15 protein-coding genes are annotated in these 20222 nt (G+C 35.7%); 2 read left to right on the forward strand and 13 right to left on the reverse strand.

Annotated features, from left to right (window positions below):
- Positions 1 to 142: 142 nt before the first annotated feature.
- Positions 143 to 901 (forward strand): TSUP family transporter, encoded by a 759-nt coding sequence (locus tag HZI73_RS14630; RefSeq protein ID WP_212694125.1) that lies wholly within the window; start codon positions 143 to 145, stop codon positions 899 to 901.
- 137 nt (positions 902 to 1038) lie between these two features.
- Here HZI73_RS14630 and HZI73_RS14635 read toward each other — a convergent pair whose 3' ends face one another.
- Together HZI73_RS14635 and uxuA are read right to left on the reverse strand one after the other, a co-directional pair.
- Positions 1039 to 2646, reverse strand: a complete 1608-nt coding sequence (locus tag HZI73_RS14635; protein ID WP_212694126.1) for a mannitol dehydrogenase family protein — start codon at positions 2644 to 2646, stop codon at positions 1039 to 1041.
- A gap of 1 nt (position 2647) precedes the next feature.
- Entirely contained in the window at positions 2648 to 3721 is a 1074-nt protein-coding gene (gene uxuA / locus HZI73_RS14640) for a mannonate dehydratase (protein WP_212694127.1), read from the reverse strand.
- 376 nt (positions 3722 to 4097) lie between these two features.
- On the opposite strand from uxuA, the gene HZI73_RS14645 reads away from it, so the two are divergent.
- Positions 4098 to 4763, forward strand: coding sequence for a GntR family transcriptional regulator (locus HZI73_RS14645; protein ID WP_212694128.1), 666 nt, complete (start codon positions 4098 to 4100; stop codon positions 4761 to 4763).
- A gap of 69 nt (positions 4764 to 4832) precedes the next feature.
- Here HZI73_RS14645 and HZI73_RS14650 read toward each other — a convergent pair whose 3' ends face one another.
- From HZI73_RS14650 to HZI73_RS14700, 11 genes are all read right to left on the reverse strand, one after another.
- Complete coding sequence (locus HZI73_RS14650) at positions 4833 to 6287, reverse strand: aminoacyl-histidine dipeptidase (RefSeq protein ID WP_212694129.1); 1455 nt, start codon at positions 6285 to 6287, stop codon at positions 4833 to 4835.
- A gap of 50 nt (positions 6288 to 6337) precedes the next feature.
- A complete protein-coding gene (locus HZI73_RS14655; protein ID WP_212694130.1) occupies positions 6338 to 7696 on the reverse strand; it encodes a PFL family protein in 1359 nt (452 codons plus the stop codon).
- 139 nt (positions 7697 to 7835) lie between these two features.
- Positions 7836 to 8108, reverse strand: coding sequence for an ACT domain-containing protein (locus tag HZI73_RS14660; RefSeq protein ID WP_212694131.1), 273 nt, complete (start codon positions 8106 to 8108; stop codon positions 7836 to 7838).
- A gap of 120 nt (positions 8109 to 8228) precedes the next feature.
- Positions 8229 to 9032: an MBL fold metallo-hydrolase gene (locus HZI73_RS14665; protein ID WP_212694132.1), complete on the reverse strand. Its 804-nt coding sequence runs from the start codon at positions 9030 to 9032 to the stop codon at positions 8229 to 8231.
- An 89-nt stretch (positions 9033 to 9121) separates the two neighbouring features.
- On the reverse strand, positions 9122 to 10783 hold the full coding sequence (locus HZI73_RS14670; RefSeq protein WP_212694133.1) for a sensor domain-containing diguanylate cyclase: 1662 nt from the start codon (positions 10781 to 10783) through the stop codon (positions 9122 to 9124).
- Between the two features lie 10 nt (positions 10784 to 10793).
- The gene (locus HZI73_RS14675; protein WP_212694134.1) at positions 10794 to 12812 is read right to left on the reverse strand and encodes a cell division FtsA domain-containing protein; all 2019 of its coding nucleotides are present in this window, start codon (positions 12810 to 12812) and stop codon (positions 10794 to 10796) included.
- 363 nt (positions 12813 to 13175) lie between these two features.
- Positions 13176 to 14816: a peptide ABC transporter substrate-binding protein gene (locus tag HZI73_RS14680; RefSeq protein ID WP_212694135.1), complete on the reverse strand. Its 1641-nt coding sequence runs from the start codon at positions 14814 to 14816 to the stop codon at positions 13176 to 13178.
- 167 nt (positions 14817 to 14983) lie between these two features.
- Complete coding sequence (coaE, locus tag HZI73_RS14685) at positions 14984 to 15577, reverse strand: dephospho-CoA kinase (RefSeq protein WP_212694136.1); 594 nt, start codon at positions 15575 to 15577, stop codon at positions 14984 to 14986.
- Positions 15578 to 15591: 14 nt separating this feature from the next.
- Entirely contained in the window at positions 15592 to 18252 is a 2661-nt protein-coding gene (polA, locus tag HZI73_RS14690) for a DNA polymerase I (RefSeq protein ID WP_212694137.1), read from the reverse strand.
- Positions 18253 to 18394: 142 nt separating this feature from the next.
- The gene (locus HZI73_RS14695; protein WP_212694138.1) at positions 18395 to 19429 is read right to left on the reverse strand and encodes an anti-sigma factor family protein; all 1035 of its coding nucleotides are present in this window, start codon (positions 19427 to 19429) and stop codon (positions 18395 to 18397) included.
- 25 nt (positions 19430 to 19454) lie between these two features.
- A complete protein-coding gene (locus tag HZI73_RS14700; RefSeq protein WP_212694139.1) occupies positions 19455 to 20042 on the reverse strand; it encodes an RNA polymerase sigma factor in 588 nt (195 codons plus the stop codon).
- Positions 20043 to 20222 lie beyond the last annotated feature (180 nt).

A 20222-nucleotide genomic window follows, 5' to 3' on the forward strand; every position in this document is an offset into this window, starting at 1 on the left:
GTTCTTTATAATTCCATGGGCATGTTTTATAATATAGTGGTTGACTATATTAGGTTGTATAGTAATTAAATACAAACTTTATAGCCTTATAATGTACGATTGCTTAAGATGCGTAATAAACAAAAGACAGGAGCGTGTATCTATGAATATTCTACTACTATGTATAGCTGGTTTTGTTGCGGCATTCGTTGATTCTATAGCCGGTGGTGGTGGTTTAATTAGTGTACCTGCTTATCAATTAGCAGGGTTACCCCCACTTTTTGTTCTTGGAACAAATAAATTCTCAGCATCTTGTGCATCTTTCACCAGTTCATTAAAATACATACGCAGTGGTAAAGGTGATAAAAAGCTTCTAAAGTTTGCAGTACCTTTTACCTTAGTTGGAGCCAGTATTGGTGTATTCACAGTATCAGGTATCGATGAGCGTATTCTTAGCGGTATTATTGTTATGATGGTGCTGATTATTGGTGTCTATTCATTATTTTCACGTCGTATTGGTATAAAGGAGAATATAAAACCCTTTACAGCCAAACGTATTGTCATGATCATTTTACTGGCAATTTCTTTGGGTTTTTATGATGGTTTTTTTGGACCAGGTACAGGGTCCTTTTTAATATTTGGTCTGATTCATATTATTGGTTATGAATTTACCAAGGCTTCTGCCAATGCCCGGGTTATGAATTTTGTTAGCAATCTGACTTCCCTATTTTTATTTGCTCTTCATGGCAACATCAAATACCGCTATGGTATTCCTGTTGCAATCTGCAGCATCATTGGTGCTCGTTTAGGTACATCCCTTGCCTTAAAGAACGGTGCAAAGATCATAAAACCAATTTTTGTATCCATGTCCTTACTCATATCCCTAAAACTATTATTGATCGACGTCTTACATATCTTCTAAATAGACATTAAAAGAATGAATGTACCATTGAAGAATCTATGTAACCATTCCAAAACACGCATAAGAAAATAAAGGGGCTGCTAACCCCTTTATTTTCTTATAGTAAAGTTCTGATTAGTGCCAAGGTAACCTTGCCTTTATCCAATATATTTTTCTAAAGTACGTCGTACTGCACCACTTCCAGCGATCATTTCATTAAACATGCCTTCAATTTTTTCACCTAGTTGTATAGCATATAAATTGATGCCAAAGATTTTTTCATTGGATAGAATGCTGCGTATATCTGTTGATGTATCTCCAAGTTTTATCCCTTTCAATGCGTCTTGTAACGTATCACCTAATGGATCAGGACTAATATCGAATGGCTCTCCCTTATCATCAATGCCTAATAGATAGCGACACCATGTAGCAATAGCTAGAGGAATAGCAACCAAATCCGATGGATCAAGGTCGTTTCCATTGACATAAGCCTTTATGGTCTCACCAAAGCGAATACCTACTTTTTGAGAGGTATCTGTGGCAATCCGTTGAGGCGTATCAGGAATATAAGGGTTGGCAAATCGTTCATTCACAACTTCATCTAAAAAGGCTTTAGGATTGACAATGCCTGGGTCAACAACAACTTTTAAACCTTCCTCATAACCAATGGTCTGAACAAACTTTTTTAAGGTATCATCTTGCATTTCATCAGCTATTAATGTATAACCAAGCAGGCAACCTGATACAGCTAAAGCTGTATGGAGAGGATTAAGACACGTTGTTACTTTCATGGTCTCCACTTTATTAACGGTTTCTCTATCGGTAAATATAACACCTGCTTCTTCTAGCATGGGCCTGCCATTGGTAAACTTATCTTCAATGACAAGGTATTCACTTGTTTCAGCATTGACAAATGGTGCCATATAAGCATTTTTTGATGTAATGATAACATCCATATCTGTAATACCTTGATTGTTTAATGCTTCTTTTACTTTTTCAGAAGGTCGAGGTGTGATTTTGTCAATCATGGATAATGGGAACGTGATTTTATGTTCATCTTCCAAATATTGAATAAATGCTTCTTCAACAAATCCTTTCCCTAACCACTCTTTGGCAATGGTTACGACTGCAAGCTTTAATTTATCCCCATTATGAGAACAGTTATCCATACTCACAAAGGTCATAGGAAATTGTCCTTTTAAATACCGACCATAAGCTAAAGAGGTTATAATACTCATGGTGTGTATAGGATTCTCTGGCCCGTTTTCAATATCCTGTTTAATAATATTGAGATAATCACCAGAAGCGTCCGTTAAGCCGTATCCTTTTTCCGTTATTGTAAAACTTGCCATTTGTAAACTAGGATTCTCAAATATATTTTTTAATCGTTGGACATCTTCTAAGCGATTCTTATCCGTTGTTAGTCCTTCAACAATACTGCCGATGACTTTTTTATCAAAATGACCATTAGCATGCATCAAGACTAACAAGGTTAAATTGTCATAGGGTCCATAGACTTTATCCATCACTTCAAAATCAAAGGATTCTACAGCGATTATGCCTGTATCCGCTTTTTGATTGTCCAATAATTGTTGGTGAGCATTGGCAATAAATCCTCTAAAGATGTTACCGGCTCCAAAATGAACCCATTGGGGTGTTTCTATTGTCTTTTGGAGGACTTTGTCATGGTCAAAGGTTGGTAAGCTTACCCCTACTGCGTTCCATGAGGCTTTATTTTCTAAGCTTTTTCGACTTAATCGTAGCATCTTATTCCTCCTTTCTTTTATCAAGACTATCCCACACACCTAGCATATACATAACACCTAATGCGCGGTCGTATAACCCGTAACCGGGTCTACAATTTTTCTCTTCACCCCATAGATGGCGGCCATGGTCAGGGCGAATGTATCCTTTAAAATCATTATCGTGATAGGCTTTTAACACGTCATAGACATCCACATTGCCATCTTTACCTCGGTGTGATACTTCAATGAAATCACCGTTATCATATACTTTTACATTACGGATATGTGCAAAATGGATACGATCATGAAATTCACGGATAATAGCAGGTATATCGTTATCTAAGTTTGGTCCTAAAGAACCTGTACATAATGTTAATCCATTATAGGGGCTATCCACTAATTCAAGAAATCGTTTAATGTAATCCCGATTACGAATTATACGTGGTAATCCAAAAATGGGCCATGGTGGATCATCTGGATGAATGGCCATTTTTACATCACAGGCTTCACACACAGGGATAATCCTTTCAAGAAAATACTGTAAGTTATCAAACAGCATATCTTCCGTCATACCTTCATAGGCTTTGAATAAATCATCTAGTTTAGCCATACGCTCAGGTTCCCATCCTGGCATGGTGAAGTCACCTGCTCCATCTAGGATTCTCTGAGCCATTTTTTTAGGGTCATGTTGAATGGCATTTTTCTCATAAAATAAAGCATTGGAACCATCAGGTAATGCTTTGTACAATTCCGTCCTTGTCCAATCAAAGATAGGCATAAAATTGTAGCATATGACCTTCACGCCCACTTGTGACAGCTTCTTAATGGTGTCAATGTAGATTGCGATGTACTTATCTCGACTTGGTAAGCCCAGTTTAATATCATCATGCACATTCACACTCTCAACAACAGCTGGACTTAATCCTTTACTGGTTATTTGATCTACCACTTCTTGAATGCTTTCCATTTCCCATTCTTCGCCTGCTACTTTGTCATGTAATGACCAAACAGCGCCTGTAACCCCTGGAATTTGGCGAATATGGTCTAAGGTTATGGAGTCATTATTTTCTCCATACCATCGCCATGTCATTTCCATTGTATCCCTCCTTGTATTCAATCTAACAGTAACATGTTCATGTTGCTTTTAAATTCATTGAGATGCATCAATTTTTTAAAGCATAACTTGTATACAAGCTCTTATGGTATTATCATATAGTACAGATGGGACTTTTGTCAATGTCTATTTTTTTGTATTTGCTCTTTACCAATTGACCATTTTTATGTATACTGGATATATTAGTGTCGCTATCTATTATACGTATTGTTATAGATAATTATTTCGTTTAATCCAAATTAGCACAAACAACATGTTTTTAACGATATCTTGTATACCAGTTATTAAATGACTTATGATAAATATAATAAGATATGCGTTTAGTCATTGAAAACTCAATAGAAAGAAGGAAATCAAATTGGCAGCTATTAAGCGTGAAATCATACAGCTATTAAAAGAAGAAATATTAAGCCTGCAATTAAAGCCAGGTACAATCATAAGTGAGACCACATTATCTGAACGTTTTAAAATCTCCCGAACACCTATCAGGGATATTTTAAAACAACTGTCTGCTGAAGGATACGTGGATATCTACCCTCAAAAAGGCAGTGTTGTTTCTTATATTGACTTAGAATCTGTAGAGCAAATCATATATCTTAGAAGTACTTTGGAAAAAGAAATGATCAAAGAATTATCAGCATACATTCCTCTAAAAGGATTGCATCAATTGCATGATTTATTGACTTCACAAGAAGACTGTCTTAAAAAAGAGGATGCTTTTGGAAACTTTATGGCACTAGATGATGCTTTTCATAAAACGTTTTTTACCTTAACAGGGCGTTTATTTCTATGGGATATCATTCAACAGTTTAATGCTCACTATTTACGTTACCGTAAACTTCATATGCTGAAAAAAGAAAAGTTATCTGAGATTTTAAAAGAACACCAGTTAATCGTTTCTCACATTGTAGAAGGGAAAACGGAAGAAATTGACGCTCTTATTCATCATCACATTCGTGCTGATGTTAATTCTCTCTATTTTCAAGAACATTTTGCTGATTATATAAAAAAAGAAAAGAATTAATGTGATGAAAAAAGAAAGCATTTTTGCTTTCTTTTTAAAAATTTCTATGTCATTGCCTTCAAATTTCTATTAATCATGAATATTTTTCAATACGTCTAACAAAAATTCCCAAACCCTCCGCGTAGATGAAATGCTTAATCGCTCATCGGGGGTATGGACATCAAACATATTTGGTCCCAGTGCTACCATATCTAATCCTTCAATCTTTTCATCAAATATACCGCATTCAAGACCAGCATGAATGGCATTAACCAGTGGCTTCTTGCCATACTTTTCTTCATATGTCTTAATAAAAATATCCCGTAACTTAGATTCTTTTCGATATTCCCATTCTGGGTAGGCACCTGTAACACTGTATTTAGCATCGCATTTTTCAGCCAAAGTTAATAATTGATTGCTTATTAATGTCTTTAGTGATCCAACAGAGCTACGTACAGCAAACGTTATTTTTACACGTTCTTCATTGGTGTGAATGACTCCAAGGTTAAGGGAGCTTTCTACTAAGCCATCAATATCTGCACTCATGGTTTGAATACCGTTTGGTAGATTAAGCAATAAGAAAATCAGATTATCTGTTGACCCTTGCGCCAATGTTTTTACATGCTCAATATTGGGTTCTGTTAATTCAACAACAAGCCCAGTATCACTGGTCTTGTATTCATGTTGTATGCTCTTCGTGATGTTATCAAGTATAGCTTTGGCAGCATCTAATTGATTCCCTTTTACAACAAGATGGGCATAAGCTTCTCTTGGAATAGCATTATCCTTAGACCCACCAAAAACATCTATAATCTTTAAATCAATTTCCGTCTTAAGTGCATATAAGATACGTCCTAATATACGGTTGGAATTACCTCTACACTTATCAATTTCAGTTCCGGAATGACCACCTTTTAAGCCTTTTACCATAACTTTTAGGACATTGCCTTCGGCCTCTTCCCATACAGCAGGAATGCTAATAGATGCTTTTAGACCACCAGCACAGCTGACTGTGAATTCACCTTCTTCTTCACTGTCCATATTAATAAGGTATTTCCCTTGTATAGGAGAAGTATCCAGAGCAGATGCACCTGTCATACCCGCTTCTTCATCTGTGGTAATGACCACTTCCATGGGTGGATGAGGAATATCCTGTGCATCCAATAGCGCTAGACAATAGGCTACAGCGATACCATTATCAGCACCAAGTGTTGTACCTTCTGCTGAAATAAAATCGCCGTTCACTACTAAGCGAAGAGGGTCTTTTAAAAAGTCATGTACCGTATCAAAATTCTTCTCATTGACCATATCCATATGCCCTTGTAGAATAACGATTGGTGCATGTTCTAAGCCGCCTGTTCCAGGTTTCTTTATGATGACATTAAGGGCTTTGTCTTGTATCACTTCTAAATGTCTTTCTTTTGCGAAATTAACCAAATAGTCGCTAATTGCTTGTTCATTTCCTGAACCTCTTGGTATGTCACTGATGGCTTCAAAATACGTGAATACACCTTTTGGTTCTAATCCTTCTAAGATTTTACTCATATCAATCACCTTCCCAAACCATTATACCATTTAAAGGAAAATGCGTCATCCTAATTTTTAAAACTATGGATTGGGGATGGAATTCTTCCACCACGATTAACGAAACGCTCACAACCGTAAGGGTTAACAGGCATGATTGGCGCATATCCAAGTAAACCACCAAACTCAGCTGTATCACCTACATCTTTTCCAATGACAGGTATAATTCTTACGGCTGTGGTCTTTTGATTAATCATACCGATGGCCATTTCATCTGCAATAATACCAGATATGGTGGTTGCCTTTGTTTTACCAGGTATTGCAATCATATCAAGACCAACAGAACATACACATGTCATGGCTTCTAACTTTTCCAGAGTAAGAGCGCCTTTGTTTACCGCATTAATCATACCTTGGTCTTCGCTTACAGGTATGAATGCACCACTTAAACCGCCAACATAAGAAGACGCCATAACACCGCCTTTTTTTACATGGTCATTTAAAAGTGCAAGAGCTGCTGTTGTACCTGGTGCCCCCACATATTCCACACCAATTTCTTCAAGGATTTCTGCAATACTATCACCAATAGCTGGTGTTGGTGCAAGGGATAAGTCAATGATACCAAATGGCACACCAAGTGCTTTTGAGGCTTCTTTTGCCACCAGTTGTCCAACCCGTGTGATTTTAAAAGCTGTTTTTTTAATGGTTTCACACAATACTTCAAAATCCGAGTCTTTACAAGATTCAAGGGCCTTTTTCACCACTCCTGGACCACTGACCCCTACATTAATGACCGTATCATATTCGCTGACGCCGTGAAAGGCACCTGCCATAAAAGGATTATCATCGGGTGCATTGCAAAAAACTACAAACTTAGCACAGCCAATGGAGTCTGCATCTTTAGTCAGCTGGGCTGTTTCTTTAATGGTTTCACCAATTAACTTCACGGCATCCATGTTAATACCTGTTTTGGTAGAGCCTACATTAACCGAACTACATACACGTTCTGTTGTTGCTAACGCTTCAGGAATAGATTTTATCAGTGTACGATCACTTGGTGTCATACCCTTGTTGACAATGGCAGAGAACCCACCAATAAAGTTAACACCTACTTCACGGGCTGCTTGATCTAAAGTCTTAGCTATGGATACATAAGAATCTGTTTTGGTACTTGATGCAGCAATGGCTATGGGCGTAATGGATATTCTTTTATTCACAATAGGAATACCATATTTTTTCTCGATGTCTTCACCGACCTTAACCAGGTCCTTAGCTTTTGTTGTAATTTTTTCATATATATTTTTATTAAAGGTATCGATATCTGAATCCGCACAGTCCATGAGATTAATGCCCATTGTAATGGTTCTTACATCCAGGTTAAACTCCAAAATCATGCTGTTGGTTTCTAGTACTTCAAACGAATTAATCATATACTGCTTTTCATCCTCTCTTCACTTGCTGTAGGAAGGGTGTGCTTCTTGGTCCATGGCACTTTCCTTCCATACTATACCATGTGTATAAACATTAACCATAGCTTAGCTTCTCCTATGCTAGGGTTGATGTTTATATCTATAAACGGTGCATCTTTTTAAAGATATTTTCGTGCTGAAGCTTAATGGCTACACCAATTTTATGGCCTAATTGCTCCAAATCATCCACAACATCACTAAATGATTCTGTTATTTCACTGATATCCACCACCATCATCATATTAAAATAACCTTGAACAATGGTCTGAGATATATCCAGTATATTCACTTTATGCTTAGCAAGATAGGTACATACCTCCGCAATAATCCCAACTCTATCTTGTCCAACGACTGTAATAATTCCTTTACTCATTATATGGTCTCCTTTCTATGTGTCTATCTATTCTTATACTATATGATTAACTTATTAATGTTCTAAAGTATATCTTTACACCTAGATCAATGGATATGTCTAGGTGATGTGTGTGTATGCTTATCCTACTACAACTAATTTAGAATTGCTATTTCTCCCAGCAACGAACAATTTCAAACGTTCGTGATCCACATGAGCACAATCCATAAGCACTGCTCTTACTGCTTCGTAAGCTAACTCAGGAAAATTATTTTCTTGACTCAGATGACCAAGTATGACATGGGAGAGATTTTGGTGATAGAGACTTGAGATAAGATGCCCTGATAATTCATTGGATAAATGGCCTACATCGCTTAATATACGTTTTTTAAGGAAATAGGGGTATCCTCCTACCTCTAGCATTTTAACGTCGTGATTCGCCTCAATAAACAGCACATTAGAATCAACAAGCTTGCTGACTATGTATTCATCGTAGCAACCTAGATCAGTAGCCACGCTAATTTTTTTTCCATCATGTAAAAAAGTATAACATACAGGGTCAATAGCATCATGAAAAGATCGAAATGGGTGAATAACCATATCCTTTAGGGTGACATTTTCATCTGGTCGAATCTCAATAAAATGAGCATGTTCCATTTTACCTATTTGTCGATAATTCAAAACAGCTTGTTGTGTTTTTTTTGTTGCATAGATGGGGATTTTATATTTTCTAGCTAATACACCCACACCCTTAATATGGTCTGAATGTTCATGGGTAATGAATATACCGTCTAGACGTGTGGGGTCCACACCTATTTCCCCTAAACCTAGAGCAACTCTTTTACCGCTGATGCCTGAGTCAACCAGTATATTCACTTGGTCCGTTCCCACATAAATACAATTACCACTACTTCCACTGGCAATACTACATATCTTAAATGCCATGTTAAAAACTCCTTTAACCATAATCCATGTTCATTATTTCTAGCATACGAAAAGCTATAAACGAAAAAGTTTATAGCTTATATTATACATTATAACTGAATATTATCAATAGTAATTCTACCTCGGCCATTGGTTTTTGAAAAATACATGGCATGATCGGCCCGATGTAATAGGTCTTCTGGGTCATCACAAACTTCAGGATAAGATGATATACCCGTACTAATATTAACCGAGATGGATTTATCGTTATAATAGAGTGTTTGCTCATGTATCATCTTATGAATACTTTCCATAATCTCCCGGGTTTCTTCCAGGGTTTTATCTGAAAATATCAGTAAAAATTCTTCACCACCATAACGGCCTACAATACCACCTTTTGATTTAGCATAGTTTTCCGTGATCGTGGCAATGATCTTAAGGACTTCATCACCAAATAAATGACCGTAAGTATCATTAATATTTTTGAACTTATCAATATCAAACAAAGCAACGGATAGGTTCATAAGCCCTTGTTTGGCTTTTTTAGACAAATCATCCAATACTTCTTGTAAGTAGGTTCTGTTATGCACACCCGTCAAACCATCGCGTTTGGCCATTTCTTCCATTTTTGAATAGAGATTAGCGTTGGTAATAGCAATGTTAATCTGATTAGCAATGCCTCCAAAAAATTGAATACTGTTTTCGCTAAACATACGTGAAGATTCATGTTCGGCTATGAGTAGGCCATAGGTGGATTTTTCTTTCATAATGGGTATAATGACTAATGATCCTGCATCTCTTCCAGACATAAAATCATAGGCACCTTTTCTAACATGATTGTCAATATAAGGGGTTCCCAAACTAAAATATTTTTCTAATTTAGATGATTTCACTGCTTCAACGAATGCCTTGGAATAATCTTGGCGATGTGTGGATTTTACTTTACACATATACGTGTCGAAATTGGCATCATAGATAACAAGAGAACAGGTATCCACACCGATTGCACCAATAATGGAATCAATAACTAACTTCATAAGTTCTTCAATGTCCAAAGCACGGCTGATATAGCTGAGCAATTCATTTTGAATATACATTTCAGCTGTAAAACGATTTAATCTTTCATTGGCTTCTTCTAATGCTGCTTTTTGATTGAGTAATTCATGATGGACTTCCAATACTTGATCACTGGATATTTTTAATTCTACATTTTTCTTCTTTAATTGTACCCATAGGTTTTTTTGCTCATATACTTGCTGCTTTAGTTCTTCTGTTGAACCAAAGAAAATAGCATAAACACCCATGATAATGATAATACACTGAATCATTAAGAAGAGAGGTTCGTGGTCAAAAACCCTAAAAGTAAATGCGTATAGACTAGCAATGACTAAAGGTAATATAAGCATCCAATTAATATTATATCTTGAACGTTTACCTCCATGAATAAAAATGATAATAACTTCTAATGAGGTTAATACATACAGAATACCAGCAGAATTAGATAAAAATCTATTCTCTTCAAACATGATCACAGCTACTATGAGCATCTGAATGAGTTTAATGACATAAAACACATAAATATTATTAAAATACTTTATACGATACAATAAAACATTAACAACATAGAAGGCGATAATAATGAATAACCCTAGCAAAATAGATGGATTAAGCTTATCATAGAACCTTGCTACTATTGCATAGACACTGATGATTATAATCATAATGGAATGTATCCCGATAAAATTTTTATCGTATTTTAATGTACGTTCCACACCTATCCCCTCACTTGTCCCAATATACTTCTATTTGATCGCCTGAATCAATGTTCTCCATGTAAGAAGCTGTCTTGCCATTAACCAAACATACGATTTTACCTTTAGGATGGCGTAGGTCAAAATCAATATAATCAAAAATATCCACGAAAATATAACGCTCTTTACCTTGTAAGATTATCTCTTGATTATTGACCATCACTTTCATTCGTCTAGGAATGGTGGGTATGATTTTTGTCACGGCTGCTTCTTCAATCTCCATATTGTCTTTTTTCATCTGAATGGTCACTTTATCAAGTTGTTGGACAACATAATCATAAGGTACAATTTGGTCGTTCACATATACCAAGCAGTCCTCTTGCTGAATATCCGATAATTCCAGTAGTTCTGTAACGGTATAGTCTGCTTCAATGACAACTTGATCCTTGTTTTGAATAACATAACGTTCATCTTTCTTATGACCATTAACGGCTATCCGATAAGGTAATTGAAGTTGTCGCCCATTAATAAATACATCAAATAATGCCTTATCCATAAGTAATGTCTCAATGGTAACCACAGGTGATTGACCATGCTTTGCAACCGTTAGTTCGATTTCGTCGTTAGCACCTATAGGGTAATTTAAGCCCACAATATCACCATTCACTTGAATGACTGCTGGTTCACCAATTGTTCCACGATGTTTTTTGTCTACCCCATTCAAGGTATAACAGAGGTCTTCGCCTTTTCGACAAATAAGATTTTTATGATTAAATCCTTTATATGCTACTACATCAATTAACGTTAAGTTATTGTTATTGAAAATTTTAATGGGTTCTCCATTAACTGTAAGGCTGATGAAATCTGTCTTGTCTTTATTCAGTCCACTTAAGCAAATACCGACAGGTGTTACCATTTCTGGTTTCTTGAAACTTTTATTATCAAAAATAACTTGATTTAGCACTTCTGCACCACGAAGAGCTACACGCTCTTTGGGTAAATCTAAATCACCGGCTAATAAATCAGTAAAAGATTTAATTTGGCCGCCGCCGCCAACACAGAACACCGCATTGGTACTTTTATTTCCATTAAGCTCTTTTATTTTATTACTGATGGATTGAGCTAACTTGTCCAAGGTTGGTTGTATCTTTTTAAAAATTTCTTCTGGTTGAACTTTATGGGATAGACCCATAATATCTTTAAAAGAAATAGGATTTTTCTTATGTAATTTCAACTTGATTTTTTCAGCCGTTTTAAAATCCACTAAAAAATCATGGACAATCTGCTCAGTAATCTCATCACCTGCCATTGGTATCATACCATAAGCGATGATACTGCCTTCTTTTGTTATTGCGATATCGGAGGTACCTGCGCCAATATCCACTAGGGCAATGTTTAATAAACGATATTGCTCTGGTATGGCTACGCCAATGGCTGCAATAGGCTCAAGTGTCAGATTGGATATATTCAAATCACATTGTTTGATGACCGTATGCAAACTATCCACAACTTCCTGTGGTAAAAATGTCGCTAACAAGTCAACACCTATTTTTTTACCTTTATGCCCTTCTAAGTGGGATAAGACATAATCATTTAAGTAGTAATGGGTAACGGTATAGCCAACACAATGATACACTGTATCATCTTGGTCTAATGCCTCATTAAGCTGTTGATGGGCTTTCTCAATAGCCATGAGTTCTAACATATGTACATGATCTTTATCGATAATCGTATTGTTATCCATGGTATCTTCTACATGTACTTCATAAGTTTTTAGAACACGCCCAGCTGCTGCAATACAAACATTTTTCAAGGTAAAACCTATTTGCTTTTCTAATGCTTCCTTTACTTCTCTAACAGTATGAGCTACTTTTTCAATATCATGAATTTGCCCATCAAACATTGCTCTTGTATCATGGAGTATCGTGTGTTGACCAATAATTTTTAGTTGATCACCGTCCTGAAACCCCACTAAACCAACAATACTCCTTGTCCCAATATCTAAACCAAATACATATTCATTCACTTGTAAAATCTCTTCTGATGCCATATGTAATCTTCACCTCATTGTTTTTGCCTATATATCGTCCATTAATGTCTCTAACCCTTATATGACAAGTAATAGCAACTATATACTATAGCATATAGAGCTACTCGAGTAACAGGCTAAATCCCACTAAATCATTACAAAATTAAAGATAATGATTAAATTCAATTATATCCTATAAATAAGTCATGATGACAGGGTACTCAAAGATACTTACACATAATATATAATACCATATTCAGGGAAAAAAGCTAGGTCTTTATGGACTTTTATGGAAAAACCTAGATCTTAATTATATTAAATAAGACAAGCTTTATGACTAAAAAAGAAAAGAGGCTAGCTCCAGCCCCTTTAATTATCAAACCTTTATTCAGGTTGTTCAAAAATAAACATGTCCTCTATACCGTAAAAATTATTATATAATGAAGGTTTTAACTGCCCATGCACCCGTTCATTGGTGATGATAGCAGATGTTCTAAAAAATAAACTAAAATAAGGTAACTCTTCCACAAATGTATTTTTAAATTCTTCCATTGCATTAATAAAATTATGTTCTGTAACACTTGTAAATGCAGCTTGAAGAATACGGTCCATAACAGGGTCATTGTAACTTATAAAATTATTACCTTCTGCAATCTGTGATGAATGAAATGCAAATGTAAAATCAGGAATCGAGGACAATTTCCACTCTCCCAACAGTAAATCAAAATCCTTTGCCGTTACTTTTTGCTGATAAGTGGCATAATCTACTGCATCCAAATGGATAACGAAACCCACTTTTTCTAAGGATGCCTTAATTTTCTCAGCAATCTTGACACGTACTGAATTTTCTTGGTTGACTAATAACCTTAACTGAAGGCTTTCTGTTATACCTTCCACTGTTCGCTCCAGAACCTTATCATCATCCGTGTCGGCAAAACCTGCTGCTGCCATCATCTCTTTTGCTTTATTTTCATCAGCTGTATAGACGGGATTAGTTCCTTTACTTAACCAAGATAAAGGATGTAAAGGATATTCAGTTACATAAGCATGATTCAAGAATTCCTCTTTGACAATGCTTTCTCGATCAATGGTAGTTGCAATGATTTTTCTCATGTTTCGGTCACTAAGCACCTTGTTATTAAAGTTAAAGCCTAAAAATGTGTAGTAATAAGTAGGATATTCTGTTAATGTTGTGCCTTTTCGATCGGCATATTGCTGCCAGTCAAATTTAGTTGGGTTAATCAAATCAACCACTTTTTGACGAAAAGCATCTGCATCAGCCTCTGCATTTCTTGTTATAATTGCTTTTATTTTTTCAATATAAACCTTACCCTTAAACCAATTGGTATTAGCTGTCAGGGTCATTTCTTTCATGGTTTTTAACTGATTAAAAGCATAAGCACCTGTTCCTATTGGTTGTAACTGATTCTCAGGCACGCTAAAATGGTGCTTCGGAATAATTGGGAATGTCAATGTGTACCGTGAAAAAGAAAATGGCTGTTCAAAATAGATTCTTACCGTATAATCATCCACAACGGCAGCCCGCTTATAATTCTTCACATTTACTTTATAAACTGCATCTTCAGGAGCGCTTTTTATGGTATCAATGGAATACACCACATCTTCTGCATGTAACTCTTCACCATCATGGAATAAGATATTCTTCTTTAAAGTTAAAGTCATATAGCTTCCAGTATCGGAATAGGTATAACTTTCTACAAGATTTTCTACGGGTTTTTCTTCTTCATTCAGGATGAATAATGAGTCAAATACAAGGTTTAATAGTTGATTGACTGTACGATCATTATTCAATAAAGGGTTAAGTGTTGACGGATTTCTCATGATAACTTTTAATTCGCCGCCAAATGAAGCAACAGGTTCTACGGGTTGGGTCTCTGTATCCTGCTCAGAAGAGTTCGTAACAGGTGTCCCATCTACCTCCTTATTGGCATTATCTTTTGTACCTTGGGTGCAGCCTGTGATAAACAGTGCACATATCATGATGAAGATGTATAATTTTTTCATTGTATTTCCTCCTAAAACGCTACTTGCATGTAGACTGAAGTATATGATGCTTTTTATTTTTGTCACTATTTTTGTCTAAGTTGTAGTTTCATGTATAGCTCTATCATTTCTAATTGGAATGCAGATATTTAGAATTAGGTTAACTTTCTTTCATAAATATGCTACAACTATACTTTATTTAATGCCCTTAGCATTTGTTGATACGTTTCATTTAAGGTGTTACTATTGTCAAGGATAACATGTGCATATTGGCGAAATTGTTCATCCGTTAATTGCTTAGACATAATATCCTGAGCTTTTTTACGAGGCATATTTCTATATTTTGCTAACCGTTCAAAACGCTTTTCTAAGTCACAATAGACATACCAATAGGCATCAATTAATGGATAGATGGCACCTTCCCCTGGAGCAGAAATCTCTAGCACAATATAATCCATTTTTTTTTCCTCTTTAAGTGTAATAATTAAGTCATACACCTTTTTATTAATTGCAGGATGGGTGATGCTTGTTAATAGCTTAAGCTGTTCTGTATCTGCAAAAACAATGTCACCTAATTTTTTACGATTGATATGTCCATGATCATCCAAAATGTGTTTACCAAAGTGGTCTATAATTTTAGTATAGGTATTCGTACCTTTTTTAATCACTTCATGACCGATTTTATCGGCATTAATGACATAAGCATTGAATTTATGCTTAAATAGGTTGGCAACCTCTGATTTTCCACTGCCGCAACCACCGATTATACCAATGACTTTCATGCTATCACTCCAGATTATTTTGTATCATACCATGTCATACCTATATTCACATCGACTTTCATCTTAACACTGATCTGAACAGCATTCTCCATTTCTTCTACAAGATACTGTTTCACTAACTCCACTTCATCACGATGAGCCTCAATTAAAAGTTCATCATGGACTTGTAAGATAAGTCTTGAACGTAAGTTTTCTGACTTTAATTTGTTGCTGACATTAATCATGGCAATCTTAATCACATCAGCAGCGCTTCCTTGAATAGGTGTATTCATCGCCACTCGTTCACCAAAAGAGCGTTGCATAAAATTACTGGATGCAAGTTCTGGTATGGGTCGTCTACGCTGTAACATGGTTAAAGAGTAACCTCTATTTTTAGCATACCGAATGCAATTATCCAGATAGATTTTGACACTGGGATACTTTTTGAAATAGTTTTGAATATATTCTTGGGCTTCTTTTCTAGTAATATGCAAATCCTGGCTTAAACTAAAGGCGCCTATACCATAAACGATACCAAAATTAACTGCTTTTGCATTGCTTCTTTCTAAACTACTGACTTCATCAAAAGGCACATGAAACACTTGTGAAGCTGTTAGACGATGGATATCTTGTCCCTCATTAAAAGCATTAATGAGTGTCTCATCTTCTGCTAAGTGAGCAAGTAAGCGTAACTCAATTTGCGAGTAATCCGCATCGATGAAGATATAATCATCTTCTGGTACAAAAACCTTTCGAATCTCCCGTCCCATTTCCATACGAATTGGGATATTCTGTAGATTAGGTTCCGTTGAGCTAATACGACCTGTTGCAGCAATGGTCTGCTGGAAAGAGGAATGAATTCTGGAATCTTCCTTACCAATATAGTCAAATAAGCCATCTGCATAGGTTGACTTTAGTTTGGTTAGTTGTCGATACTCGCTGATCTTATCAATAATTGGATGCTCGCCTTTTAATTTTTCAAGCACTTCAGCTGCTGTTGAATACCCTGTTTTTGTCTTCTTGATGACAGGCAACTTAAGTTTTTCAAAAAGGATTACCCCTAACTGTTTTGGTGACTTAATATTAAAAGTTTCATCAGCTAGTTCATAGATTTCACTCTCTAATAAATCAATCATTACTTTTAATTTATCTGCATAATCATGAAGCAGTACCGAATCCACCTTAATGCCATAATACTCCATATCATATAGAACTTGAATAAGAGGCATTTCAATGTTATAGAACAATTCATGCATACCATATTCTTCAATAGCTGCATGCATTAAATCATAACTGCGATAGATAATGGATGACAGATGGCAAGCATAGGTTAATAATTGTTGGGGCTCTATGGCACGGTAAGATATTCTGCTCTTACCTTTTCCTAACAATTCATCTTGTGACGGTAGCATCACTTTCAAATAGTCATTAGCAATATCATCAATACCATAAGTATCTCTTGTTGGATTGACGGTGTATGCGCCTACAAACGTATCGAATACGATAGATTTTGGTTCAATCTTATAGCGATTAAAAAGATGTAAATCTTCTTTTAATCCATGGGTCATCTTTTGCAGGTCATGGGATTCAAATATGTCTTTTAATTGTGCCATACAAAAGGCGTCATCCATACTTTCTTGGCATTTAATGAAGTAGGCTTCGTTTTCATTATAGGCAATACTAATCCCAATCATATCCATGCCTTCAGTTAGGATATAATAGGCAAACTTATGAACTTGTTGAAGTTGTGAAACAAGCTGGTCCAAAGCTTCTTTTGTTTCAATAAGGTGTTCTGTAAGAAGGTCTTCTACATAAGAATCCTCCTCCATACCTTCAAACTTCTCTAATAAACGTTTGAATTCCAGTTGTTTAAACAGCTTATAGGTGGCTTCATTATAAATATTATCTATTTTTAAACTGTCTTTATCAAAACACACATCACAATCCACACAAATTGTTGCTAACTCCTTACTTAATAGAGCCAAATCGTAATGTTCTTCAAGATTCTTAGCAGCACGAGGTGGTTTCAATTGGTCAATATGACGATAGGCTTCTTCAATAGAATGATAAGTGGCTATAATTTTAATGGCAGTTTTTTCACCAATGCCTGGTACACCTGGTATGTTATCGGAAGAATCTCCCATGAGACCTTTTAAATCAATAAACTCTGTAGGTGTTACCCCATAGCGTTCTAGCACATCAGCTTCAAAATAATTCTCAATGGTTGTACTGCCTTTTTTTGTCTTTGGAATACTAATTTTAATATGTTTGGTGGCCAGTTGTAATAAATCACGGTCGCCTGATAGAACGGTTGTATCCACACCTATTTTTTCACACTGATGAGCCAACGTACCAAGCACATCATCCGCCTCATACCCTTCCATTTCAAAAATACTGATATCCATAGCTTTTAGAACATCTTTTATAATCGGCATCTGCATTCTCAATTCATCAGGCATACCTTTTCGATTACCTTTATATTCTTTATACTTCTCATGACGAAAAGTTGGTGCTTTTAGGTCAAAGGCAACACCTATATGGGTAGCTTCTTCATCTTTTATGGCTTTAAGGATAATATTTAAGAACCCTAAAACAGCATTGGTATATACCCCTTCGGAATTTGATAGTAGTGGTAAACCGTAGTAGGCCCTGTTCATAATACTGTTTCCATCGATCAATAGTACTTTATCATGCATGTGTTTTCATCCTTCTTTTTTATTTATCTCAATTTTAACAACTTTTCTTTTTTTAATGCTATTCCATTATAACAAAAGGTCTGTTATTTAACAATGAAAAAAGCTATCCTTAGGATGAATAGCCTAACGGATAGCTTTGTTTCTATTTTCTTTTTCTTTTAATATAAACCAGAATTAAAATGCCAAGTATAAAGATACCCACGACTGTCAGAATAAAAGAAGGTTGTGTGTACAAGGGTTCTTCATCTGGTAAATGTTTTTTGGCCATCATCACTGTATTACCTTTTTCTTGTTCTGCTGTTAAGGAATAATCACTTTTATCTGTTCCTTGATTAACATGTTCATTAAATTGAACACCATCCACATCTTCTGCACTTTTCATCGTAACACCAATTTTTGAGTCTGTGTCAGCTTTTTCTAATGGTTCAACATCTGGTGCCGCCTCTTTTACATCTTCACCTTTTATACCATCTGATGGGCTGCTTTCCGCTTTATCAGCGTTGTTAGCATAATGGCTAGACTCTTCGGTTGTCGATGGGGCATCCTCTTCTCGCACGTGCATATCCCCAGCCGCATCTTCCGTCAGGTTCTCTTTTGATATTGAAGGACTTTCTTTAGCATTTTCATCCTTTTCTGCCCTAGGCTCGTCTGCTGCATATTGTCCAATGGACTTACCTTGATCTTTATCCATTGTACCATCATCTATATTTTTACTGGGCATTCCAGTATAGTTCGTATCCCGATCACTTGTATTCTCTGCTGTACCACTTCTAGCAGCATCGTCAGCTGATTCCATCTGTTTATCGTTCTTCATGGGTAAATTGGCAAATTTATCTAAATTAGCAATACCAATGATGCCAAATATTAATACAGCTACAAATACTGCTGCTAGAGCAGAATAATATTTTCTTATGTTATGCATCTTCTTCATGGGTGATAGGTTATGGGGCTTTTCTATACGATCTATTTTATCCATCAGATTTCCATGAAAGTCCGATGGTAGTTCTTTTTCATCATCTAAATCATGAACGTGTATCATTAGTTTTTGCATAAATTCAAGTTCTTCTCGACATTCGCTACAAATAGCGATATGTGCTTCAAATTGTTTTTTCTCATCAGATGTTAATGCATTATCTATATATAATGATATCATTTCTTGACATTTTTTACATTCCATGCTTTTTCAACCTCCTTTCACTAAGTTAGACGTAATCACCGCTATTTTGTTCCCTTTTTTGTAAAATAGTATTTTTTAACTGGGATCTTGCTCTTGCAATCCGCGATTTTACTGTTCCTATGGATACATCTAATATATCTGCAATTTCATCGTAAGCATAACCTTTTATATCTCGAAGTATAATGATCACTTTATGGTCTTCTTTTAATGCATCAATAGCTTCTCTAACAAGCGTTATGTTTTCTTTTTTAATAACTGCCTCTTCTGGGGTAAGTCCCTTGTCCACATACTGCTTCGTTAAGACACCGTTATCATTTTCTTTGGTTTCATCCATGGATTCAACCTGCTGGTCTTTTTTCCGTTTTCTATGGGCATCTATGCAGGTGTTAACGGTAATCCGATGTAACCATGTAGAAAAGGCCGAGTTATTATTAAACTTATGCAACGATTGATACACTTTAATAAAAACTTCTTGAGCAACGTCCATGGCATCATGTTCATTGCCAAACATCTGGTAAGCTATGTTATAAACTCTCTTTTCATATTTTATGATCAATTTCTCAAAAGCGTCCCGGTCACCTTTTATCGCCTTTTTAATCATAATTTTTTCCATATCATTGACCATGAGTTATGTAAACCTCCCTTCATCGCATTGTTATTTATATAAGTTGTATTTTTTATATGTTCATAAATGAATACTACATCCATATTGTATCAAATATGATTCAGAAGTAAAGAACTTTTTAAAACCTATTGCCATCATTCACTACGCAGAAGGGGTTGTCTCATCAAA

Source organism: Vallitalea pronyensis (assembly GCF_018141445.1).
GTDB classification, from domain to species: Bacteria; Bacillota; Clostridia; order Lachnospirales; family Vallitaleaceae; genus Vallitalea; species Vallitalea pronyensis.